The organism is Selenomonas sputigena, from assembly GCF_026015965.1.
Lineage (GTDB): Bacteria > Bacillota > Negativicutes > Selenomonadales > Selenomonadaceae > Selenomonas.
Genome location: NZ_CP110383.1, coordinates 964,774 through 987,673, shown reverse-complemented (window position 1 = coordinate 987,673; position 22,900 = coordinate 964,774). Strand labels below are relative to the sequence as shown.

Genomic DNA, 22,900 nt, shown 5'->3' with positions numbered 1-22,900 from the left:
TCAAGGCGACAAGCGCACAGAAACCTTCATTCCAGGTTGTATTCCTTCTCCCGCCTCTTCGGGAACAGAAATGCGCACACGGACTTTGCCAGATACCGTCTCATCTCCCTCGTCTGCATCAGGTTCCTCTATATCCTGCACCGTACCCTGTATGTCGCGTCCGCCCAAGCGATAAGAAGCGAATTGCCCTAGGCGCACCTTCGCTTTCTGATCATCGTTCAAAACGGCTTCAATCCACAAATCCTTGGCATTGCCGATGTTTGCAAAGGTTTGCCCCGTGCTGACCTTGCTTTCAGCAGCGATGTCTTCGGCTAGATAGAGCGTTCCGGAAGCGGGCGCAATGATATCTGTTCCCGCTTTATCCTGCTGCGCCTTTGCCAAGGCGATTTCCGCCTGCTTCAAAAACAGTTCTGCTTGTTTGATCTGTTCCGGCGAAGCGGGCTGCAGGACGGTGCGATAGCTTGATGAAGGTGCACGAGCCTGATTGGAAGCAACAGCGGCATTGTAAGCGGCCTCGGCTTCATCGCGTTTCACGGCGCTGATAGCGCCCATCGCATAGAGCTCGTTCATTCGCTCCATGCGTGCGCGTGCCGCTTCCGTATCGACCGCAGCGCTCGGAGCTTCATTCACGACGGGCTGCGTGACAGCGATTCCTTTCTGCAAATTCTCCAAGCTTTGTTTCGCTAACGTGACATTTTGCTGCAACTGGGCGATATCCTCGTCCGTGACATTGACCTTGATGTGCGCGAGGACGTCCCCTGCCTCCACATGAGCGCCGTCGGCGACCAGAATTTCCGCTATCGTGCCATCTGCCTTTGCTTTTGCGGGCACGAGCGCACTTTTCACCTGGGCGTCTTCGAGCGTCACAACATTATGCGAGCGCTGGTAGAGCCAGATGCCGCCGATCGTGAGGGCAGCGAGCATCAATAGGCCAAGCAGACTGAACTGCAAAAATCGTATTGCCTTTTTCGTAACATCTATTTCCACGAAGATCACCTCTGCGCCATGGGAATCCCTCCAAGGAAAGTTTCCCGTCGGAACTGCGAACAGCGTGTGCAGGCACGAGACTTGACCATACAGTCGTGTTAAGCAAGTTGTTCCGCCAGAACCTTTTCAGCTTCCTGCAAAGCTTCCGGCATCTTGGCAGGTTCTTTGCCGCCTGCCTGCGCCATCTCTTTTCGTCCGCCGCCGCCGCCGCCAACGATTTTAGCTGCCGCCTTGACCATGTTGCCCGCATGAGCGCCCTTTGCCACAGCTGTGTCACTCGCCTTCGCCACGAGGCTGACTTTCCCTTCGTGCGCGGCGGCAAGCACGACCACGCCGCTTTCCAGACGATCGAGCAGCATGTCGGCAATCTTTCGCAGATCGTCGATATTATCGGCTTCAACGATGCCCGAAGCAAAGGAAAGATCTTTTATCTGCGTCTTCTGCGCGAGCAGCATATCGACATCTCCCATGGCGCGTTCTTTCGTGAAAGAAGCGATTTCCTGCTTGAGTTTCTTGTTCTCTGCCAATGCGCTCTCAATATGGGAAACAAGTTCATCATCGCGACATTTGAACGCGTGTGCGGCTGCGGCGAGAGTCTCCGCCTTCTCATTCATGTAGTCGATGGCCGCCTTGCCTGTCAAAGCCTCGATGCGGCGCACGCCAGAAGCGATGCCCGTCTCGCTGATGATCTTGAACATGCCGATCTCGCCGATGTTCTTTACATGCGAGCCGCCGCAGAGCTCTATGCTGAAATCCGGCACAGAGACGACGCGCACGACATCGCCGTACTTCTCACCGAAAAGCGCCATAGCGCCGAGTTTCTTCGCCTTGTCGATTTCCATCTGCGCGATTTCCACAGGCTTTGCCATGAGAATCTGCTCATTGACCAGGCGTTCCACTTCCTGCAACTGCAGCGCCGTCACAGGCTCGAAATTGGAGAAGTCGAAACGCAGGCGCTCGGGCATGACCAAGGAGCCAGCCTGATTGACCTGATCGCCGACGACGCGCTTCAACGCAGCCTGCAGGAGATGCGTTGCCGTATGGTTGCGCGCTGACGACAGCTTCTTCATCCAATCAATCTGGATGGAAACATGGTCGCCAACCTTCAACATGCCCTCTTCAACATAACCGATATGATAAACCGTGCCGTCGGGAAGTTTCTTGGCGTTGGCAACCTGCACGCGGCCAAATTCCGTCTCCAAAAGTCCGGCATCGCCGACCTGACCGCCTCCTTCTGCATAGAAAGGTGTCGACTGCAAGATGATGCCCGCCTCCTCGCCGTCGGCAAGCTCATCGACGAGACCGCCGTCCTTCCAGATGGCGACGACGGTCGATTCCTTCGCATTCTCATCGACACAGAGATGTGACGTATCGATGCCCGAGAGGTCGGGTACGGCGACGCGCTGATTTTCCTGCCGCGCGGCACGGGCACGTTCGCGCTGCTTCTCCATCGCTTTCTCGAAGGAATCTTTGTCAAGTTCCATTTCGTTTTCATGCAAGATCTCGTCGGTGACTTCCCATGGGAAACCGTACGTATCGTAGAGTTTGAAGCCAATTTCACCAGGAAGCACCTTTTTGCCTTCTCGCTTCAAGTCCTCGATGTGACCGTTCAAGAGTTCCATGCCCTGTGCGAGTGTCGCCGCGAAGCGATCCTCCTCAATGCTGATAACTTTCTTGATGTATTCTTTCTTCTCAGCAAGCTCTTCAAAGTCCGCTGCACCCTTGTAGATTTCGGCAACGGCATCAATCGCGCCTTCCAAGAACTTGTCATGAATGCCGAGGATGCGCCCATGGCGCACAGCACGACGCAAGATGCGGCGCAGAACATAGCCGCGTCCCTCGTTTGAAGGCAGGATGCCGTCCATGATCATGATTGCCATGCTGCGCGCATGGTCAGCGATGACCTTGAGCGAGACGTCCTTCTCCGCATTTTCGCCATAAACGACACCGGATACTTTCGAGGCGTATTCGATGATGGGAAAGAGCAAATCCGTCTCGAAGTTCGTCTTCTTATTCTGCAGCACGGAAGCCAATCGCTCAAGACCGCATCCCGTATCAATATTCTTGTGCTCAAGCGGATTGTACTGACCGTCTTCCGTGCGGTCGAACTGCGTAAAGACGAGATTCCAGATTTCGAGGTAGCGGTCACAATCACAGCCGACAGCACAGTCTGGGCTGCCGCAACCGCGCTCTTCACCAAGGTCGATGTAGATTTCCGAATCAGGACCGCAAGGGCCGGGGCCGATCTCCCAGAAGTTGTCATCGAGTTTCACGATATGATCCTGCGGGAAGCCGGGCTGCTCACGCCAGATGGCGGCTGCTTCATCGTCCTTCGGATAGACCGTGACCCAAAGCTTTTCCTTCGGCAAATCCAAGACATCCGTCAGGAACTCCCACGCCCAAGGAATCGCCTCTTTTTTGAAATAGTCTCCAAAAGAGAAGTTGCCGAGCATTTCAAAATACGTCTGATGACGTGCCGTGCGCCCGACGTTCTCAATATCTCCCGTACGTACACAGCGCTGGCTCGTCGTGATGCGCGTGCGCGGCGGTTTCATCTTGCCCGTAAAGAACGGTTTGAACGGCGCCATGCCCGCGCCGATCATCAAGAGCGTTGGATCGTTTGCAGGGATGAGCGAAGCGCTCGGCAACCGCAGATGCCCCTTTTTCTCCGCAAAGAACTGCAAATACGCTTCGCGCAATTCATTTCCTGTCATGTATTTCAAAAGAACCTACCCCCATCAGAGATTACGTCAAGCTTGAACAAATTCCGCTTGGGATTCATTCGCTCGACCTCGTACTAACAAACAATTATAGCATAGCCTGACACGATTGTTCCAGTGTTTTCAATATGCGATGTCAAATATGGTCAATCAACTGCAGAAGCTCCTCCTCCGTCAAGATTCGGACGCCCAGTTGCTCCGCCTTTTGCAGCTTGCTGCCGGCGTTTTCTCCCGCGACGAGGCAGTCCGTCTTCTTGGACACGGAACTTGTCACGCGTCCGCCGTGCTGCTCGATCAGCTCCGTGATTTCCCTGCGCCCGAAATGATGCAGCGTGCCCGTGACGACGAAGCTCATATCGGCCAGTTCGTCGCCCTGTGCCGTACGCTCTTGTGCTGCCGTCGCGACGCCGAGCTGCTGCAGTTCGCGGCAAATCTTTGCATTGCCTTCGTTTTGGAAATACGAACGGATGGCGGCGACGCTCGTTTCGCCCATATCACGCACCGCGAGAATCGCTTCATCGGACGCATTTTCTAAAGCCTCCAAGGTCTTGAAATGTTGCATGAGAGCGGCAGCTGCCGCCTTGCCGATACCGTGGATACCGAGTCCCGTCAAAAGACGCTGCGGTTCGTTCTTCTTTGCTTCTTCGATTGCCGAAAGCAATTTGTCCGTGTTTTTTTCCTTGCCGACAACGCCTTGGGCAATCAGCTCTTCCCGATGCTCCTTCAAGCGGAAGATGTCGACGATCGTGTGAAGGAAACCTTTTTCAATCAAGGCGGCGATGTTCTTTTCGCCCAAACCCTTGATGTCCATAGCGTCGCGGCTCACAAAATTCAGGATGTGGCTCTCCACCTGCGCCGGACATGCCTGATTGATGCACTTGACGTCGGCGGAATCCGCCTCTCTCTCAGCCTTTGCACCGCAGACGGGGCAGCGATCGCCGATCTTGAACGGCTCTGTTCCCTCGGGACGCTTTTCTTTTACGACCGCCTTGATCTTCGGAATGATCTCTCCCGACTTGTAGACGACGACGGTATCGCCTACGCGCACATCGAGATCGTCGATGAAATCCTGATTGTGCAGCGTCGCGCGCTCGACCGTCGTACCGCAAAGACGGATGGGATCGAACGTCGCCGTCGGTGTGATGCGCCCCGTCCGGCCGACAGAAAGCGTGATGCTGCGCACGACGCTTTCCTTTTCCTCGGGCGGGTATTTATAGGCGATCGCCCAGCGCGGCGCCTTGGAAGTCGCGCCGAGGCTCTCCCTTTGCGAAAAATCATTGAGTTTGACGACAGCGCCGTCGATGTCGTAGGGCAGATCGCCGCGCGAGGCGCCGATCTGCTCGATGGCATCCCAGACCTCCTCTGCCGTACGGCAGACGTGATAGGCATGAATGACCTTGATGCCCTGCCGTTTCATGAAGTCGTAGGCTTCGACATGCGTTTGGAACTCCTTGCCGCGCACCGCCTGCAGATTGAACACGAAGAGGGACAGCCCCCTCTCCTTCGTGATGCGGCTGTCGAGTTGGCGCAGAGTGCCCGCCGCACAGTTGCGCGGATTGGCAAAAAGCTTTAGCCCGAGAAGCTGACGCCTCTCGTTGACCGCCTCAAATGCCGCCTTCGTCATGTAGACTTCGCCGCGCACCTCGAAGTAAGGCAGCGGCTCTTTGAGTTTCTGCACGACATCTTTGATGACCTTGGCATTTTCCGTGACGTCCTCGCCCTGTACGACGCCGTCGCCGCGCGTGATGGCACGGCTCAGCATCCCGTTTTCATAGCGCAGGGCAAGCGAAAGTCCGTCGATCTTTTCTTCGACGACGAACACAGGATTTTCCATGCGCGCCTCTATATCGCGCACGAAAGCTTCTATCTCCTCGCGAGAGAATACATCCTGCAACGAAAGCATCGGCACGTCGTGGCGCACGAGCGTGCCTGCCGTGCGCTTCGCCGTACCGCCGACCTTCTGCGTCGGCGAGTTTTCCGTGATAAGCTCGGGGTATTCCCTTTCCAGCGCCTTGAGCCGCAGCATAAGCTGATCGTATTCATAATCGCTGATTTCGGGATTGTCGTCGTTGTAGTAGCGCACATTGTGGTGACGTATCGTGCGCCGCAGCTGTGCAAGCTCTTTTTTGACTTCTTGAATATCCATACGAACCTCAGACTTTCTCGATGGGAGCATACTTCTGCATGAGCCCCTTGATGCCGATTTGCGGGAAGGCGATCTTCAGCTCGACTTCTTCGCCTTCCCCCTTGACCGAGACGACTGTGCCGACGCCCCACTTGCCGTGGCGAGCCTTGTCGCCCGCACGCCATGCCACTTCCATGCTCGGGCGAATTGCGGCGGACGCGGCAGAACGCACCTCTCGAGGGGAAGAAGGTACAGGCGAAGGCGATGCAGAAGAAGCTGTCGTCCGCTGCAAGCTTTGCAGAATCTCAAAGGCGGACTGCGGCCTCCCCATGCCCCTCGACTCTAAAAACGCGCTCCGCCCGAAAGCCTGTGCCTTTGCCTTTTCCAAATACGTTTCGGGAATTTCCGCGAGGAATCTCGACGGCGGATAGACATTTCCCTTGCCGTAAAGCGTCCGATAGCGCGCGTAGCTCAAGTAGAGCTTGCGTTCAGCGCGCGTGATGCCGACATAGCAGGTGCGGCGTTCTTCCTCGATTTCGCTCGGCTCAAGCAGCGTGCGTGCATGGGGAAAGATTCCCTCCTCCATGCCCACGAGAAAGACGACGGGGAACTCCAAGCCCTTTGCCGAATGAAGCGTCATGAGCGTCACGCGGTCGTCCTCCATGTTCGCCGTATCGACATCGGAGACGAGTGCGATCTGGTTGAGGAAATTTTCCAAAGTCGGCTCTTCTTCCGTCTTTTCAAATTCTCGCGCCACGCCGACGAATTCGCGCAAGTTCTCGATGCGCGTCTGCGCCTCGGGCGTATCCTGCTTCTCCAAATCCTTGATATAACCCGTATCGTCAAGCAAGGCTTCGATAAAGGAAGAAAGCGGCATAGCGGCAAGTTTGCCCATGAGCTCAAAGAGAAGCGCGGCGAAGGCTTCGAGCAGATTCTTCGTGCGCGTCTTGAATCCCATAGCTTCGAGCGCTTCGGGACTCGACAGGACATCGAAGAGGGATTCTTCACGCATGGCGGCATACTTCGTGAGCTTGGCGATCGTCGAGGCGCCGATGCCGCGCTTGGGTACGTTGATGATGCGCAGGAGGCTCACGGCGTCAAACGGGTTGTAGAGGACGTGCAAATAGGCAATGATGTCCTTGATTTCCATGCGGTCGTAGAACTTCAAGCCGCCAACCATCGTATAGGGAATCCCCGCCGCCATCATGGCTTCTTCGAGGACGCGCGACTGCGCATTTGTGCGGTAAAGCACGGCGATGTCGCCATAATCGACGGAAAAGAGCGTCTTCTGCTTCTGCACGGTATCTACGACGAATCTTGCCTCGTCGCGCTCGTCATTCGCCTGATAAAGGGCGATCTTCTCCCCTACGGCATTTTCCGTCCAGAGCTTCTTCGGCTTGCGGTTCTCATTGTTTCGGATGACGGCATTGGCTGCGGCCAAGATATTCTTCGTCGAGCGATAATTTTGCTCAAGCTTGATCGTCTTCGCCTCGGGGAAGTCCTTCTCGAAATTCAAGATGTTGCTGATGTCCGCGCCGCGCCAGCCGTAGATGGACTGATCTGCGTCGCCGACGACGCAGAGATTGTGATGACTGCCTGCCAGAAGCGTCGTGAGCCTGTACTGTGCGCCGTTTGTATCCTGATATTCGTCGATGAGGATGTAGCGGAAACGCTGCTGATACTTTTGACGCAGTTCGTCGTTATTTTCCAGAAGGTCGACGGCGAGCAGCAGGAGATCGTCAAAATCCAAGGCGTTGTTCTCGCGCAGCTTCTTGTCATACAGGCTGAAAAGCTCCGCAATCTTCTTCGCATGGAACGTATCCGCCTGCCGCGCGTAGGCGCGCGGGCCGAGCATGAGATTCTTCGCGTTCGATATGGCGTTCTGCACCTTTGCGGGAGCAAATTGCTTGTCATCGAGATTCAGCTCCTTGAGGCACGCCTTGATGACAGTCTTGGAATCTGATGTATCGTAGATGACGAAATTTTTCTTGTAGACTTCGCCCGCTTCAATCTCGCGCCGCAGAAAGCGTGCGCAGAACGAATGAAATGTGCTGAGCCAGACATCCTTGCCCAAGCCGCCGATCATGCGATCGACGCGCTCGCGCATCTCTGCCGCCGCCTTGTTCGTGAACGTGATTGCCAAGATGCCGTAGGGCGGCACGCCGTGCGCCAAGAGATTGGCGATGCGGCAGGTGAGCACCTTCGTCTTGCCCGAACCGGCGCCCGCCATGATGAGCAGCGGGCCGTCGATATGTGCGACAGCTTCCCGCTGCATGGGATTCAAGCCCTGAAAAATATCCACTGTATCAACCTCGCAAACATCAGCAGCATACATGTTTGATTGCAGCAAAGGAAACGGCTGCCGCAGATATACTGCAACAGCCGTTCCTGCCTTTTACAGCTCTCACTGCTTCTTGATCAATTTGACGGCTTCCGAAAGGGGCGGGATGATCTGCTTCTTGCGCGACATGACGCCGGGCAGATAGATATGCGTGCCGCTGGCATCCTTGTGGAACGCCTCGCCGATCAACGTCTTGGGCGATCCCGTGTAGAGCAGATACGTCCCTTCAGCGATGATGTCCGTGACCATGACGAGGCTCATGTCGTAGCCTTCCTTCTTGCAGACGTCCGCCATGCTCTTGACAATTTCCGCCTCGATGTCCATGACTTCCTTCGTGTCCATGACGGAAATCTGGCTGACGATGATGCGGTAATCGCCAATCTGGAATTCCTTCATATCGTTCTTGGTGATTTCCAAGGGCGACATGTTGCCGATGCCCGAACCCGCCTTGAGCATTGCCATGCCATATTCCATGATATCGACGCCGGCAATCTCCGCCAGACGTTCCGCCGTCTTCTTGTCGTATGGCGTGCAAGTCGGCGACTTGAAGAGCACCGTATCGGAAAGAATCGCCGAGAGGAGCAGGCCTGCGATCGACGGCGGGATGTCGACATCCCTGTGCCAGTGCATGTTCGCCACGATCGTCGCCGTGCAGCCCACAGGCTCTTGACGCGTGAAGATCGGCTCGCTCGTCTGGATGCCGCCGAGACGGTGGTGATCGATGATCTCAAGAATCTTCGCTTCCTCGATGCCCTCGACTGCCTGTCCGCGCTCATTGTGGTCAACCAAGATGACGCGCTCGCGCTCCGGTACCATGAGCATGTCCTTGCTCACGAGCCCGACGAGCTTGCCATTTTCCACGACGGGATAATTGCGGTAGCTGTATTGCTCCATCGTTCCCTTGATGTCGCTCAGGAGGTCGAGCGGCTTGAAGGCGACAATCTCGTCCTGCATGATGCGCTTGACAGGCACGCACTGGTTGATGAGCCGCGCACAAGTGTAGGTGTCATAGGGCGTGTTGATGATGAGCATGTGGCGCTCCTCGGCTTCCTCGATGACGCTCGGCGACACCCTGCCGTTGCCCGTGACGATCATGCAGTCGATTCCCTGCTTCAGGCAGTCAATCAAAGTCTCGTCCCTGCGGTCACCGATGAGGACGACGTCGTGCTCCTTGACGACATCCTGAATCATGCTGATGCTACCCGCGGCGATGCGCACATTGCCGCGAATCTTGCCGCCCTCATCGCCGTTGACGATGACCTCACCGTCAATGACGCGGATCACATCGCGGAAGGAGACGCCCGCGTCGGCGAGATTCTGCATGCTGAGTTCCTTGAAATAGCGCTGCGCGAGGTCGCTGACGGTCACGATGCCGATGAGCCGCTCGTCCTTATCGACGACGGGAACCGACTTCAGATCGTTTTCACGCATGATTTCGCCGAGATGACGCAAGCTGTCCGTTTCTTTGACGACAGTCTTGCAGTCGAGCGTGATGTCCTTCACGCGCGGATAGAGATCGGTGATGAGAAGAGGCTGTTCCACATGGAAGTGGTTCAGAGCAAATTTCGTCTCCTCGTTGACCTTTCCCGCGCGCGCCGGCACAACATTCTCGCCCATCGCCTGCTTCAGATGCGCATAGCCGATTGCGGAGCAGATGGAATCCGTATCCGGATTGCGATGCCCTATCGTATAGATCGGTTTCGTATTTTTCATCGAAAAGAAGCCTCCCGTTTTCAGATGATATATGATGGTTTCCATTATATCCTACGATACATACGAAAAGCAAGCCCGCATCGGCAAGATAGAAATCATATCTTGCCGATGCAGGCTGCATGTACGATCTTTTTCTCCTCACCGTCGAGCAGGAGCGAGCGATGCAGCGCCGCCTCATCGAATCGGCCGACGGCGCACGCGCCCAAGTCCAGCGCCTGAGCCGTCAGATAGAGATTCTGCCCGATATGACCGGCATCGAGATAGATGTACTCGTAGACCTTGCGCCCATACGTGCGAATGCCGCGCACGATGTCTGCGACCCAGAAGAAGATTGCCGCGCTTTGACGCACCATTGCCTGCTGCTCGAAGGCGGTGAGCATTTCCTCTGGAGCATCTTCAGAAAGAGTCAAACGCTTCAGTGCATGTTCCACAGGCATAAATTGATAAAAGTCTGTGGGCACATTTTCTACATTCTGCAGATACAACAGGGTTGTCAACGGATGGAGCGCCGCTGCCGATGGGACATTGCGCAGCGTGCGTCCTCCTTCTGCGACCATCTTGACGCCCTGCGTGCACCATAAGAGATAAGAAAGCTCCTGCAAGGACAGAGCCTCCGCTGTGTACTGCCTGCGGCTTGCGCGAAGTTCAATAAGCTCCAGGAAGTTGATTTCCCGGTCGGGCAGGAGGTCAGGCTCGGGCAGCTGCAGGACATCGCCCTTTCCCTCACACATCGGGACGCACGCCGTCCTTTCCTGTGAATTGGTGGTAGCTGCCGCCGCTCCTGCGGTTCATAAGCTCGACGAACAGTTCATCGGGCACGATGTTGTGGAACGCGAGAAGCACGAGGCAGTGATACCAGAGATCGCCCATCTCATAGAGGATGTCGCTCTTTTCCATATTCTTCGAGGCGATGATGGTCTCCGCCGCTTCTTCGCCCACCTTTTTCAAGATCTTGTCCTGCCCCTTGTCGAAGAGATAATTCGTATAGGAACCTTCAACGGGATGAACGCGCCGCTCCTGGATGACGTGATAAACGGCATTGAGCACTTCTGCGAGCGAAGTCTGCGGCTCATCGCCGATGACGGCGACGCCCTTCTCATCCTTGCCCAGCCTGCGTCCGCTGAAGCACGAATATGTGCCCGTATGGCACGCGACGCCCGCCTGATGCACGCGCACGAGAAGCGTGTCTCCGTCGCAGTCGTAGGAGATTTCCTTGACTTGCTGCACATTGCCTGAAGTCTCTCCCTTGCGCCAGAGCTTCTTGCGCGAGCGGCTGTAGAACCATGTGAAGCCTGTTTCCAAAGTTTTCTTCAGCGATTCCTCATTCATGTAGGCGAGCATGAGAACCTCGCCGTTTTCCTCCTGCACGATGGCGGGGACAAGACCCTTTTCATCAAAATGTATCATGGAAATATCAATCGAAGTATTCATAATCTGACCTCCACTCCACGATTCTTCAGATAATCCTTGACTTCCCTTATGGTAAATTCGCCATAGTGGAAAACCGAAGCGGCAAGAACGGCGTCCGCCTTCCCTTCCGTCAGCACATCATAAAAATGAGAAAGCTTCCCCGCGCCGCCCGAGGCGATGACGGGCACGGGGACACTTTCAGAAACAGCGCGCGTCAACGCGATGTCGTAGCCATCTTTCGTGCCGTCAGCATCCATGCTCGTCAATAGGATTTCCCCTGCGCCCAAAGCGACGCCCTTCTTCGCCCAGGCAAGGCAGTCCATGCCCGTCGGCGTCCTGCCGCCGTTGATGTAGACCTCCCAGCGCCCCTCGCCGCTCTTTCGCGCGTCGATTGCGAGGACGATGCACTGCCTGCCAAACCGCTCCGCGCCGAGGCGCAGAACCTCGGGATCTTTCACGGCGGCCGTGTTGAAGGACACCTTGTCCGCCCCCGACTTCAACAGCCTGCGGATATCCTCGGGCGTGCGTATGCCGCCGCCGACGGTGAACGGGATGAACATCTCGGAGGCACAGGCCTTGGCCACTTGGACGATGGTCGATCGCTCCTCGTGCGACGCCGTAATGTCGAGGAACACCAGCTCGTCCGCCCCTTCTTTGTCATAGCGTGCTGCCAGTTCGACGGGATCGCCCGCATCGCGCAGACCGACGAAGTTCGTACCTTTGACAACGCGCCCGTTTCTGACATCGAGGCAGGGAATGATGCGCTTCGTATACATTTTACCCCTCCTGGCCGGCGATTTCAATGGCTTCCTGCAAGTCAAGCGCCCCCGTATAGATGGATTTGCCGACGATCACGCCGCAGACGCCATCGGCTTCCAACCGCTTCAGACGGCGGATGTCATCGAGAGAATTTACGCCGCCTGAAGCGATGACCGCCGCGCCGCTCTCCTTGGCGAGAGCGACCGTCGCATCCGCGTTCACGCCCGTCAATGTTCCGTCACGAGAAATGTCGGTGTAGATGATGGTGCGAACGCCTGCATTGACCATGCGCTTTGCCAACTCGCCCGCTTCCACTTCGCCGGAAACGCCCCAGCCATCGACGGCGACGATGCCGTCCTTGGCGTCGATACCAACGATGATGCGCTCCTCGTACTTCTGGCAGGCCTCTTCCACAAGCGCGGGATTCTGCACCGCCACGGAGCCGAGGATCACGCGACTCACACCGAGAGCCAGCACCTCTTCAATATTTTCGAGCGAACGGATGCCGCCGCCAAGTTCAACAGGGATGTCTACACTCCCCAGGATGCGCTCTACCGCAGCGAGATTCATCGGCTTCTTCGCCAGAGCGCCGTCCAAGTCGACAAGATGCAGGAAGCGTGCGCCGGCGCTCTGCCACTTCATTGCCATTTCCTCAGGATGATCAGAAAAAACCGTCTCCCGGGCAAAGTCCCCCTTGAACAAGCGCACGCATTTTCCATTTCTTATATCAATCGCTGGAATGATGAGCATTCTCCCGCCCCCTAAGCATTCACAAAATTCTTCAGGATCGCGCTGCCGACCGCTCCCGATTTCTCGGGATGGAACTGGACGGCCTGAACATTGTCCTTCGCTACCGCCGCCGTCAGGCATTCGCCGTACATCGCCTGCGCCGTGATGATCTGCGGCTCTTCGGGCACAGCATGATAGCTGTGAACGAAGTAGACGTAAGAACCTGCACGAATACCGCGGAAAAGGCCGATGACCGGCTGCCCCTCATGGTGTTCCGCAAAATCCAAGGAGTTCCATCCCATGTGCGGAATCTTCAGCTCGGGCGCCTCGATGCGGCGCACCTTGCCGGAAAAGATGCCGAGTCCTGCAACGTTTGGCGATTCGTCGCTGCCTTCGAAAAGGATCTGCAGGCCGACGCAGATGCCAAGAAGCGGCTTTCCCGCTTCTATCTCATGCCGTATCACAGGGATCAACCCCGTCGCTTCCAGACGCTTCATGCAGTCGCCGAATGCGCCCACGCCCGGCAGGACGAGCTTCTCCGCCGCCGCAATTCGTTCTGCATCGTGCGTGACCTCCACTTCTGCGCCACTGTGGAGGAGCGCTTTTTCCACGCTGAAGAGGTTTCCTACGCCGTAATCAATGACCGCAATCATGCAAATCCTCCTATAAAACACCCTTGCTCGACGGCACGCCTTTGACGCGCGAATCCTTTGCGACGGCAAGGCGCAGCGCATGAGCGAGCGCCTTGAAGATCGCTTCGATCTTATGATGCGTATTCCTGCCATAGAGCACCTTGGCATGAAGCGTGATGCCGGCATTGAAGGCAAAGGCACGCAAAAATTCCTCCGTCAGCTCCGTATCGTAGCTGCCGACGACGGGCGTCATCTCGCCCCCATCGTAGACGAGGTATGCCCTGCCGCTGATGTCGAGCGTCACGAAGGCGAGCGCTTCATCCATAGGCAAGTAGAACGACCCGTAGCGTGCAATGCCCGCCTTGTCGCCCAGAGCCTCGCGAAACGCCTGTCCCAAGGCGATGCCGATGTCCTCGACGGAATGATGTCCGTCCACCTCAGTATCGCCATGACAAAGGATTTCCAAGTCAAAAAGTCCATGCACGGCGAAAAGGGTCATCATGTGGTCGAAAAAACCGATTCCCGTCTTGATGGAGCACTTGCCTGTGCCGTCAAGGCCGATGCGAAGCGCGATTTCCGTTTCGTTTGTCTTTCTCTTGACCTCGGCTTGGCGCATGTCAGTCCTTCCTCTCCTTGCTGCGCAGACGCACGGCATTGGCGTGGGCATGCAGCCCCTCCGCCTCCGCCAGACGTATGATGTCCGCCTCCACATCATGCAGGGCGTCCTTCGTATAGGAAATGATGCTCGTGCGCTTCATGAAGGTCTCGACGTTGAGCACGGAATAGAATCTCGCCGTGCCGCCCGTCGGCAATACATGGTTGGGACCCGCGAAGTAATCGCCCAAGGGTTCCGGAGAATATGCGCCGAGGAAAACGGCTCCCGCATGGCGCACATAGGGCAGAAGCTCGAACGGCTGCTTCGTCAGAAGTTCCATGTGCTCAGGCGCGGAAATGTTCGCGTATTCCAATGCTTCCATGATGTCATCGGCGATGACGATGAGACCGTTGTTCTCGATGGACGCCCTGGCGATATTTTCCCTCGGCAGCCCTTTCAGCTGTTCCTCCAGCAGAGCCTCGACCTCATGTGCGAGCTTTGCGCTCGTCGTGATGAGGATGCTTGACGCCAGAGTGTCATGCTCCGCCTGACTGAGCATATCGGCTGCCGTATAGGCGGGATCTGCCGTCTCGTCGGCGACGATGAGGATCTCGCTCGGGCCGGCGAGCATGTCGATGTCACAATGGCCGTAAACAGCTTTCTTCGCGAGCGTAACGAAGATGTTGCCGGGGCCCGTGATCTTGTCGACGCGCGGAATCGTCGCAGTGCCGTAGGCCATGGCGGCGATCGCTTGTGCGCCGCCGATCTTGTAGACCTTGGACACGCCCGCAATCTTCGCCGCGAGAAGCACATAGGGATTGATCTTGCCGTTTTTCGGCGGCACCATCATGATGATCTCGCCGACGCCTGCGACGGCAGCCGGAACAGCGTTCATCAAGACGGAGGACGGATACGCCGCCGTGCCGCCCGGCACATAGATGCCCGCGCGGTCGAGCGGAATCAGCGACTGTCCGAGAATCGAGCCTTTTTCACGGTACGTCAGCCATGAATTTGATTTTTGTTCTTCGTGGTAGCTGCGCACATTGTGCGCGGCTCTTTCCAACGATGCGACGATTGCCGGGTCTGCATTTTTTTCCGCTTCGGCAAACTCCTCTTCCGATACTTGAAAATCTTCGGGAGAAAACTCCGTACCGTCGATGAGCTTCGTGTACTTGATAACGGCTTCATCGCCATGACGGCGCACGTCCTCGACGATGCGCACGGCGACTTCCGCCGCCGTGAGATCGGCGCCGAAGATTTTTCGGTTCGCCTCGCGAATCTTTGGATTGAGCTGCACCTCATCGAAGGGCGGCTTCACCAAGAGCTTCCGTATTTTATCTTTACCGAGCTCTTTCGCCGATACAATCTTCATGATTTTGCTTCCCCGCTTTCCAACGCACTGCGCAAATCTTCGACCAAGCGGTAGATCCGCTCAAACTTCAGCTTGTAGCTCACGCGATTGACGATGAGCCGCGCCGTCGCATCCATGATGTGCGCGATTTCCTCAAGATTGTTCTCCTTGAGCGTCGTGCCCGTTTCCACGATGTCCACGATGCTCTCGGAAAGCCCGACCAAGGGGCCAAGCTCGATGGATCCATTGAGCTTGATGTATTCCATCTGCATGCCTTTTTTTGTAAAAAACTGCTCCGCTATATGAGGAAACTTCGTGGCGACGCGCGTATGCGCATAGTCGGCGAGCTTTGCTCTCCTCTGCGTTTTATCGACCGCCATCATCAGATGGCATTTGCCGAAGCCGAGGTCGAGGACTTCATAAACGTCCTTTTCCGCTTCCGCGAGGACGTCCTTGCCTATGACGCCGATGTCCGCCGCACCGTATTCGACATACGTCGGCACGTCCGCCGTCTTCGCGACGATGAAGCGAATCTTCTTTTCCTCGTTGGAAATGATGAGCTTGCGCGATTTCTCTTCCAGTCCCTCCGCCGTATAGCCGACGCGGGAAAAAAGCTCTTTGGACAGAGCGAAAAGCTTGCCCTTCGGAAAAGCAATCGTCAAGTAGTCCTTTCCGTTTATATCCATCAATTACACCTCGAATCACTAAGGAAGCGCTGATAAAACGAGATCACCCGGACGTGTGAAGATGGGCGGCTGAATTTATCAGTGCTTTCACTAATTCAGACTGTCCGCCTGCCGCAGCAACTGCAGTTCCATCGAGTCTCCGGCTGTGGGCGAAGCATGGTGCAGACGCACGACAGACGCCTCCCTGCTGCATCCCAAGAGACGCAATTTCTCACTGCCGATTTCGGCATGATGATAATAGACGTAAAGCGCATGACGCCAAAAACCGAAGATGCCATCGCGCGAGACAGTCGCATGACGGCGCGAAAAGCGCGGCAGAAAGCGGTTCAAGAGAACGACGGCGACCTTTCCCCAAAGGCCGAGGTCGCCTTTCACGCGCCCCACATCGTGCAGGAGAGCGATGCGTACGAGAAAAATTTCGTCTACGCCGTTTTTTTTGTGCGCCAATTCCAATGCCGTATATGCCGTATGAAGCGCATGACGCTGATCGATGACGTCCATCGCATAGAACAGTGCACGCTCCCCTTCGGCAAGAAACCGGCGCACAAAAGCATGATCGCTTTCATTCAGATGCGCTGTGAGGGCATGGAGGAATTGCAGAACCCTCTGTTTCATGAAATGTAGATGAGCTCTTTATAGCCCTTGGATTTTCTGTACTCGTCGGCCTTCTGCTCTGCCTGCGCCTGAAACGCCGTTTCGCATGTCTTCCCCTGCTCACGCAGTTTCCTTGCCTCTTGCAGCGCCTCGGGCAGTTTGTCGTGTGCATAGGCGATGTAGCAATCTTTGGACGGCAGAATTCGCTCTTGACTCTGACGCTCCTTTGCAAGAAGCAGGCGCTCGATGCCCAGCGCGAAACCTGTGGCGGGGCAAGGATTGCCGAAGCCCGCAAGCAGTTGGTCGTAGCGTCCGCCGCCGCATATAGGATAGCCTAACCCTGGGGCGTACGCCTCGAACACCATCCCCGTATAATAATTCAAGTCGCGAATCACACCGAGATCGAAAGAGACGTATTCGGCGACGCCGTATTCCTGCAACAGGCGATAAATCTCCGACAGATTGTCGAGCGCCCTTCGCCCTTGCTCGTTCAATACAATGCTGTAGGCTTCGTACAGGACATCCTTCTTTCCGTGCAGCGTGGGAATTCGCTTCATGCCCTCCTTTGCCGCAGCGGGAAGATCCGTTTCCTCCACGATTGCGGCAAGCTCTACGAGATCGTGCCGCTCCAGGGCAAGTGTGACGCGCTCCTGCTGCGTCTCGGTGAAGTGCATCTGGCGCATCATGCCACCGATGAAGTCGACCTGCCCGAGGCAAACTTGAAAATCCTGCAGCCCTGCCGAGCGGATGCCTTCGATGGCCAAGGCGATGACCTCGGCATCAGCCGCGACGGCGCTTGTGCCAATGAGCTCAACGCCGCCTTGATTGAATTCGCACTGCCGCCCCGCCTGCGCCTGCTCCGAGCGGAAAACGTTGCTGATATAGGCAAGTTTCAGCGGCAGAGATTCCTCCCTCATGCGACTCGCGACAAGACGCGCGATGGGCGTCGTCATCTCGTGGCGCAGCGCCAGTGTCCTGTTGTCCTGAGCGAAGAGTTTGAACATCTGCGGTTCCAGGCAGCGCCCGTTTCCCATCGTCAAGGTGTCAAGGTACTCGATAGCAGGCGTCGCGATCTCATCGTAGCCCCAGAGACGGAAAAGCCCCATGAGCGCCGCTTCCACATGGCGCTTTTCCTGCGCCTCCTGCGGCATGAGATCCCGCGTTCCGTAGGGAATCCCAAAAATCCATTCATTTTCGGACATCTTCATCCACCTCTTGCCTATTTTTTTCGTCCTTTTTCTGCCGCATTCTCTCCAGCACAAGTTCGTAGCCGTCGGCGCCGTAATTCAGGCAGCGCTTTACGCGGCTGATCGTCGCCGTACTGGCTCCCGTTCGCTCCACAATCGCATCGTATGTATTCCCCCGCCGCAGCATGGACGCCACTTCGAGTCGCTGTGCCATCGCCTTGAGCTCGGCGACCGTGCAAATGTCCTCAAAAAAAGCATAGCTTTCCTCTGTATTGCGCAGGAGCAAGACTGCCGCCATAAGCTGATCGCTCAACTCGCTGCGCAGCTTTTCGTTGATCATGTCCATCCCGTCCTTTTATCGAAGCAATGAGTTCTTTAGTTCTTTACTTTGCGAAAATACTATTTTATTATAGCATTGATTCTTATATGCTGCAAGTAATTCCTCCAAACGTATAAAAAATTCGAGAGGCGGTGAAAATCGCCTCTCGAATTTTTGTTTGTGCAATATGGGAATCAGAAGAAGTAGCGGATGCGGGACCAGAGTTTCTTTACATCTCGCCCATGGTCCACGATATTCTCGCCGTCAAAGTAGGCAACATAGCCGACGATGTTCTTCGCGAACGTGTACTCGCCGCCGACTTCCCAGCCCTTCCAACTAGCCTCAGCCCCCGAGAACGTCGGCGCGACAACGCTCATGTTGCCGAGATGACGGTAGGCGGCGTAAAGGCCGAAGGAGCCGTGGTCAGCCTTCGAAGCACCCTTGTACCTAAGCTCGGCATTGTAGTTGCGGTTGAACTTCTTCTCAAGGTCGCCCTTCGTGTTCTCTCCATAGTACCCGCTGAGCTTGACATTCTTGTCAAATTTGTAGCTCGCGCCGACGCCCCAGATGCCGAGATCGTTGCTGCCGTATCTTTTCGTTTCGGGAGTATAGTTTTCGGTATCAACTCCTCCGATATGGACGTACTCTCCCGTGATGTCAAATTTGCTGCTCGGGCGGAAGGTCAGCGCCGCCTTGCCGAAGTCGCCAGTCGATTTGAAAGGATAAATCTCTGAGCCATCAGGCGTATAGCGAGCAACAAACCTGCCCTTGCCGATACGGCCTCCCGTCAGAACCGCCGTGACCTTGTCGCCCGCATAGGTGACCTGTCCGCCGGAGATATTGTCATCCAAGATGACGCCCTGCTCCGTCCACACAGGAAACATGCCTGCTTCAATCGTCCATGCGCCGTAGTGACCTTCAGCATTCGCCTGCTTGAGCTGCATCGAACCTGCCGTATCGGTCTTCATATCAGCGCGGCCGTCGATTCGAGCGCGCACGAGCCAGTGATCGTTGATTGTGGCGACGGGCTTCAAGCGAAGTTCCAAACGGTTCATAGAAGAATCCGGTCCATCATGGAACATCGTCTTTTTAGCCGTGTAGCGCATCTCGCCGCCCCACTTCACGTTGTCGATGCGGTCTTCAAGGTTGGCGACGCGCACGCCGAGGTTGCTGAGCTCTGCGGAGAACTCGGCTGCGAGGCGGTCAATCATTGCCTTCTGCTGTGCATTGGCCTGATCTTCCTTCGCCATCGCCTTGGCGACCATCTGCGCCATCTCGTAGCGCGTGATCTCGTTTTCGCCGCGATACGTGCCGTCGCCATAGCCCTCGATGATGCCTTCATCAGCAAGCTCAGCCACGGCATCGTAGGCCCAATGATCCCTCGGCACATCGGCGAAGGGATTCGCCGCCGCAAAGGCGGAAACTGTCGTGCAGGAAAGTGCCGCAGCAAGTGCTGCCGTTAAAAATTTCTTGTTCATGAATGAAATTCCTCCTGAATACTTCTATAATAGATTATTTTTCCTTAATCCTTGCCCATCAGCTCTGCGACACGCACGCGCCGCACGAGGAAGCCCGATGCCGCTGCGCGCAAGCACTGGTCAAAGGCGAGCGCAATCCATGCGCCCAAGATGCCGAGGCCGAGCACGTAAAGCAGGAATGCCGTGAAGAGCGGGCGCAAGAAGGTCACGCTGACGAAGTAGCACATCGCCACCTGCCCCGTTTTGCCGCTGCCGCGCAGGATTCCGGCAAAAATCAGCGCCAAGGCCTCGGGGAAACTCACTGCCGCCACGAAGAGCATGATGGGCGTTCCCATGGTGATGACCGCAGGATCGCGGTCGTAGAAACCGATGATGGAAGTTGAGAAAACTGCCGTCAATACTGCGGCGAGCAGAGAGAATGCCAGCCCCCATCGGATGCCTGCACGCAGGTAGGCGCGCCAGCCATGTGCGCGGCGTGCGCCGCAGGACTGGCCGGTAAGCACCATGCTCGCCTTGCCCATGCCTTGAGCAAAGCCATAGTAAAGGTCGCAGAAATTCATGCAGATGCTGTGCACGGCGAAGGGAATCGTACCGAGTTCCACTGCCATGCGCGAATAGAGCACCATGCCGACGCGCTCGCAGCCCATCTCGCCGAAAATCCCGGCAAAGAGACTGCCGAATTCCCGCAAAAACGGCAGATCGGGAAAAATCTTCTGCATTCCACGAAAAATGCCCAAGCGGAAAAGCGCGACAAGCGTCGCAAGGAAAGCAAACAACGAGCCTAAGAGCGTGGCAATCGCCGCGCCCTCGACGCCAAGCGCCGGAAACGGCCCGAGACCGAAAATCAAGAATGCATTGCCTATGACATTGATGACATTGCTCGTCACATTGACAGCAAGCACGAGCGCCGTATTGCCGAAGCCGATGAGCACTGCCTGCAGAAGCGTCGCCACGGACAGAAAGAAGACTGCCGCAACGGCAATCGCCGCATAGCTGTGCGCAAGAGCGAAATACTCCTCTTTTGCTCCCATGAGGAGTAGCACATCGTCTACGAAGAGAAAGGCTGCAAGGTGCATGACAGCAAGAACCGGCATCGTGATGAACACCGAATGCAGAAGAGCCTCTCCCGCTTCTCGCCGCCTTCCCGCCCCGATATGACGTGCCACCAAGAGCACGACCACGGAGGCAAAGGAACGCGCAACGGTCAGAAGCACCATACGCGGCTGCTCGAAGACGCCGATTGCCGCAATGGACAACGTGCCCAAGGCGCCGACCATGACGAGATCCGCCATGCCCAAGAGATTCATGAATACGCCTTCCATGGCGGCAGGCATAGCGATTGCGAGATACTTGCGATCGTGAGAGGTCAATGTCATAAATCGTCCCAAGCCCCTTTGTTTCCAGCTCGTCACATAATTACCGTTGCCAATTATACAACAAAGCCTTCCTTGCAACAAGACGATAATAAAAATCTTTTTCTTTTTAAGAATATCATCGTCAACTGCACGATTCGTTTCAGGCGCCCTTTGTCTCTTCTTGATCTTTTGCAAAAAGGTGACATGCTACGATATGTCCCTCGGAAAGTTCCATGCGAGCAGGCTTCTTTTCCTTGCAGACCGGCATGCACTTGTCACAGCGATTCTGGAAAGGACAGCCCTTGGGCACATCGAGTGGGCTCGGAATCTCGCCGCGAAGAAGCTGAACGTCCGCCTTGCCCTTGGGCTGCAGCGGAAAGACCGACTTCATCAAGGCCTGCGTATAGGGATGCTTCGCCTTGGGCAGATCCTTTGCGCGCAGGATTTCGACGACATTGCCTAGATACATGACGACGACGCGGTGCGTGAGCAGCGCGACGAGCGCCAGGTCATGGCAGATGAAGAGGATGGAGATGCCCTTCTCCTTCTGCAGTTTTGCCAGAAGTTCGACGACCTTTTCCTGTACGGAGACGTCGAGCGCACTCGTCGCCTCATCGCAGACGAGGATTTCCGGCTCAAGCGCCAATGCGCGTGCGATGCCGACGCGCTGCCTTTGCCCGCCGCTCATATTGCCGGGATAACGCTCGGCAAATTCTGCGGGAAGTTCGACGAGGTTCAATAGCTCCTTCGCCTTTTCCGCTGCACTCGTCTTCAAAAGTCCGAAGTTGCGCAAAGGTTCGGCAAGGATGTCCTTGATCTTCATCTTGGGATTGAACGCCGTACCGGGGTCTTGAAAGACCATCTGGATGTTGCGGCGATTCTGCCGCGCTTCTTCTCCCGTAAGAGATGTGATTTCCTTGTTCTGAAAGAAAATCTTGCCCTCCGTCGGCTTATGAAGCTGCATGAGCGTCTTGACCAGCGTACTCTTGCCGCAGCCGCTCTCGCCCACGATGCCGAGAGTTTCCCCCTTGCACAGGGAGAAACTCACATCATCGCAGGCCGTGAGCGCACGGCCGTCAGCTGTAGGGAAACGCTTCGTGATATGCTCGATGCGCAGGACTTCTTCGTTTTTAACTGGCATACGACATACCCCCGATCTGCGGCACGGAATGCAGGAGTTCCTTCGTGTAGTTCGCCTGCGGGTTTTCGATGATCGCCTCAGACGTTCCTTCTTCCACGACGTGCCCGTTCTGCATGACCATGATTTTGTCCGACATATAGGTGGCAACGCCGAGATTGTGCGTGACGAGGATGATGGCCGTGCCGTCCTCGCGGCAGATTTTCATCAGTTCCTTGACCACCTGCGCCTGCGTCGTAACATCAAGCGCCGAAGTCGGCTCATCTGCCAAGAGGAGCTGCGGACGAAAGAACATCGCCATGGCGACGCCGACGCGCTGACGCATGCCGCCTGAAAGCTCAAAGGGAAAGCTGTCCATGATGGTATCGGGGTTCGGAAGCTGCATCTTGTCCAGCATTTCCTTCGCCTCTTTTTCCGCCTTCTGTGGATCCATCGAGCTGTGCTCAAGGATGTACTCGACAAACTGGCTGCCGATCGTGCGGATGGGATTCATCATGCTGCCGCTGTCCTGGAAAATCATCGAGATGTTGCGCCCACTGATGTCACGCCACATCTTCGGCGTATTTTTCAGCATGTTCACGCCGGAAAAAATGATCTCGCCTTCATTCACGTGCCCCTCGTGGGGGAGGCAGCCCAAGACTGCGCGTATGACGCTGGTCTTGCCGCTGCCGCTCTCTCCCACAAGTGACAATACTTCGCCGGAATCGAGGGAAAAACTTATGCCATGCACCATCTCGGTGCCGGCATATTGGATATGGAGGTTTTTGACCTCAAGAAGCAT

General features: G+C 56.1%; 20 protein-coding genes. All 20 read right to left on the bottom strand.

The features are described from left to right. The 20 genes from OL236_RS04925 to OL236_RS04830 all read right to left on the bottom strand — a co-directional run bounded on the left by OL236_RS04925 (position 1) and on the right by OL236_RS04830 (position 22,900). Positions 1-951 (bottom strand): HlyD family secretion protein, encoded by a 951-nt coding sequence (locus OL236_RS04925; RefSeq protein ID WP_232208161.1) that lies wholly within the window; start codon positions 949-951, stop codon positions 1-3. 134 nt (positions 952-1,085) lie between these two features. After that, positions 1,086-3,710 carry an alanine--tRNA ligase gene (gene alaS, locus OL236_RS04920; RefSeq protein WP_265071552.1) on the bottom strand — a complete coding sequence of 875 codons (2,625 nt, stop codon included), beginning with the start codon at positions 3,708-3,710 and terminating at the stop codon, positions 1,086-1,088. Positions 3,711-3,843: 133 nt separating this feature from the next. Beyond that, positions 3,844-5,853: an NAD-dependent DNA ligase LigA gene (ligA, locus tag OL236_RS04915; RefSeq protein ID WP_265071551.1), complete on the bottom strand. Its 2,010-nt coding sequence runs from the start codon at positions 5,851-5,853 to the stop codon at positions 3,844-3,846. A gap of 7 nt (positions 5,854-5,860) precedes the next feature. After that, complete coding sequence (gene pcrA, locus OL236_RS04910; RefSeq protein WP_265071550.1) at positions 5,861-8,134, bottom strand: DNA helicase PcrA; 2,274 nt, start codon at positions 8,132-8,134, stop codon at positions 5,861-5,863. Positions 8,135-8,236: 102 nt separating this feature from the next. Continuing rightward, positions 8,237-9,886 (bottom strand): putative manganese-dependent inorganic diphosphatase, encoded by a 1,650-nt coding sequence (locus OL236_RS04905; RefSeq protein WP_013740791.1) that lies wholly within the window; start codon positions 9,884-9,886, stop codon positions 8,237-8,239. A 95-nt stretch (positions 9,887-9,981) separates the two neighbouring features. After that, positions 9,982-10,617 carry a SagB/ThcOx family dehydrogenase gene (locus OL236_RS04900; protein ID WP_265071549.1) on the bottom strand — a complete coding sequence of 212 codons (636 nt, stop codon included), beginning with the start codon at positions 10,615-10,617 and terminating at the stop codon, positions 9,982-9,984. Continuing rightward, on the bottom strand, positions 10,610-11,317 hold the full coding sequence (gene hisIE, locus OL236_RS04895) for a bifunctional phosphoribosyl-AMP cyclohydrolase/phosphoribosyl-ATP diphosphatase HisIE (protein WP_006192378.1): 708 nt from the start codon (positions 11,315-11,317) through the stop codon (positions 10,610-10,612). The genes OL236_RS04900 and hisIE overlap by 8 nt, the downstream gene beginning before the upstream one ends. Beyond that, positions 11,314-12,072 (bottom strand): imidazole glycerol phosphate synthase subunit HisF, encoded by a 759-nt coding sequence (hisF, locus tag OL236_RS04890; protein ID WP_265071548.1) that lies wholly within the window; start codon positions 12,070-12,072, stop codon positions 11,314-11,316. The genes hisIE and hisF overlap by 4 nt, the downstream gene beginning before the upstream one ends. Before the next feature lies 1 nt (position 12,073). After that, complete coding sequence (gene hisA, locus OL236_RS04885; RefSeq protein ID WP_265071547.1) at positions 12,074-12,805, bottom strand: 1-(5-phosphoribosyl)-5-[(5-phosphoribosylamino)methylideneamino]imidazole-4-carboxamide isomerase; 732 nt, start codon at positions 12,803-12,805, stop codon at positions 12,074-12,076. Between the two features lie 11 nt (positions 12,806-12,816). After that, positions 12,817-13,437 carry an imidazole glycerol phosphate synthase subunit HisH gene (gene hisH, locus OL236_RS04880; RefSeq protein ID WP_265071546.1) on the bottom strand — a complete coding sequence of 207 codons (621 nt, stop codon included), beginning with the start codon at positions 13,435-13,437 and terminating at the stop codon, positions 12,817-12,819. Between the two features lie 10 nt (positions 13,438-13,447). After that, on the bottom strand, positions 13,448-14,032 hold the full coding sequence (hisB, locus tag OL236_RS04875) for an imidazoleglycerol-phosphate dehydratase HisB (RefSeq protein ID WP_265071545.1): 585 nt from the start codon (positions 14,030-14,032) through the stop codon (positions 13,448-13,450). A gap of 1 nt (position 14,033) precedes the next feature. After that, positions 14,034-15,383: a histidinol dehydrogenase gene (gene hisD, locus OL236_RS04870; protein WP_265071544.1), complete on the bottom strand. Its 1,350-nt coding sequence runs from the start codon at positions 15,381-15,383 to the stop codon at positions 14,034-14,036. Then, positions 15,380-16,048 (bottom strand): ATP phosphoribosyltransferase, encoded by a 669-nt coding sequence (hisG, locus tag OL236_RS04865; RefSeq protein WP_265071543.1) that lies wholly within the window; start codon positions 16,046-16,048, stop codon positions 15,380-15,382. Before hisG ends, hisD begins: the two co-directional genes overlap by 4 nt. A 90-nt stretch (positions 16,049-16,138) precedes the next feature. Continuing rightward, entirely contained in the window at positions 16,139-16,663 is a 525-nt protein-coding gene (locus OL236_RS04860; RefSeq protein WP_265071542.1) for a phosphohydrolase, read from the bottom strand. Further along, positions 16,660-17,844 carry an ATP phosphoribosyltransferase regulatory subunit gene (gene hisZ, locus OL236_RS04855; protein ID WP_265071541.1) on the bottom strand — a complete coding sequence of 395 codons (1,185 nt, stop codon included), beginning with the start codon at positions 17,842-17,844 and terminating at the stop codon, positions 16,660-16,662. Before hisZ ends, OL236_RS04860 begins: the two co-directional genes overlap by 4 nt. Next, a complete protein-coding gene (locus OL236_RS04850; protein ID WP_265071540.1) occupies positions 17,831-18,169 on the bottom strand; it encodes a YerC/YecD family TrpR-related protein in 339 nt (112 codons plus the stop codon). Before OL236_RS04850 ends, hisZ begins: the two co-directional genes overlap by 14 nt. Positions 18,170-18,342: 173 nt before the next feature. Continuing rightward, positions 18,343-19,626: an S-layer homology domain-containing protein gene (locus tag OL236_RS04845; protein ID WP_265071539.1), complete on the bottom strand. Its 1,284-nt coding sequence runs from the start codon at positions 19,624-19,626 to the stop codon at positions 18,343-18,345. Positions 19,627-19,670: 44 nt separating this feature from the next. Beyond that, entirely contained in the window at positions 19,671-21,002 is a 1,332-nt protein-coding gene (locus OL236_RS04840) for an MATE family efflux transporter (RefSeq protein WP_265071538.1), read from the bottom strand. A 139-nt stretch (positions 21,003-21,141) separates the two neighbouring features. Next, positions 21,142-22,122 (bottom strand): ABC transporter ATP-binding protein, encoded by a 981-nt coding sequence (locus tag OL236_RS04835; RefSeq protein ID WP_009645176.1) that lies wholly within the window; start codon positions 22,120-22,122, stop codon positions 21,142-21,144. Continuing rightward, positions 22,112-22,900 (bottom strand): ABC transporter ATP-binding protein, encoded by a 789-nt coding sequence (locus OL236_RS04830; protein WP_265071537.1) that lies wholly within the window; start codon positions 22,898-22,900, stop codon positions 22,112-22,114. The genes OL236_RS04835 and OL236_RS04830 overlap by 11 nt, the downstream gene beginning before the upstream one ends.

Bases quoted from the DNA above. Each gene is read 5' to 3' on its own strand.
- ligA (WP_265071551.1), bottom strand. From the start codon at position 5,853: ATGGATATTCAAGAAGTCAAAAAAGAGCTTGCACAGCTGCGGCGCACG.
- OL236_RS04905 (WP_013740791.1), bottom strand. From the start codon at position 9,886: ATGAAAAATACGAAACCGATCTATACGATAGGGCATCGCAATCCGGAT.
- OL236_RS04900 (WP_265071549.1), bottom strand. From the start codon at position 10,617: ATGTGTGAGGGAAAGGGCGATGTCCTGCAGCTGCCCGAGCCTGACCTC.
- hisIE (WP_006192378.1), bottom strand. From the start codon at position 11,317: ATGAATACTTCGATTGATATTTCCATGATACATTTTGATGAAAAGGGT.
- hisF (WP_265071548.1), bottom strand. From the start codon at position 12,072: ATGTATACGAAGCGCATCATTCCCTGCCTCGATGTCAGAAACGGGCGC.
- hisA (WP_265071547.1), bottom strand. From the start codon at position 12,805: ATGCTCATCATTCCAGCGATTGATATAAGAAATGGAAAATGCGTGCGC.
- hisH (WP_265071546.1), bottom strand. From the start codon at position 13,437: ATGATTGCGGTCATTGATTACGGCGTAGGAAACCTCTTCAGCGTGGAA.
- hisB (WP_265071545.1), bottom strand. From the start codon at position 14,032: ATGCGCCAAGCCGAGGTCAAGAGAAAGACAAACGAAACGGAAATCGCG.
- hisD (WP_265071544.1), bottom strand. From the start codon at position 15,383: ATGAAGATTGTATCGGCGAAAGAGCTCGGTAAAGATAAAATACGGAAG.
- hisG (WP_265071543.1), bottom strand. From the start codon at position 16,048: ATGGATATAAACGGAAAGGACTACTTGACGATTGCTTTTCCGAAGGGC.
- OL236_RS04860 (WP_265071542.1), bottom strand. From the start codon at position 16,663: ATGAAACAGAGGGTTCTGCAATTCCTCCATGCCCTCACAGCGCATCTG.
- hisZ (WP_265071541.1), bottom strand. From the start codon at position 17,844: ATGTCCGAAAATGAATGGATTTTTGGGATTCCCTACGGAACGCGGGAT.
- OL236_RS04850 (WP_265071540.1), bottom strand. From the start codon at position 18,169: ATGATCAACGAAAAGCTGCGCAGCGAGTTGAGCGATCAGCTTATGGCG.
- OL236_RS04845 (WP_265071539.1), bottom strand. From the start codon at position 19,626: ATGAACAAGAAATTTTTAACGGCAGCACTTGCTGCGGCACTTTCCTGC.
- OL236_RS04840 (WP_265071538.1), bottom strand. From the start codon at position 21,002: ATGACATTGACCTCTCACGATCGCAAGTATCTCGCAATCGCTATGCCT.
- OL236_RS04835 (WP_009645176.1), bottom strand. From the start codon at position 22,122: ATGCCAGTTAAAAACGAAGAAGTCCTGCGCATCGAGCATATCACGAAG.
- OL236_RS04830 (WP_265071537.1), bottom strand. From the start codon at position 22,900: ATGCTTCTTGAGGTCAAAAACCTCCATATCCAATATGCCGGCACCGAG.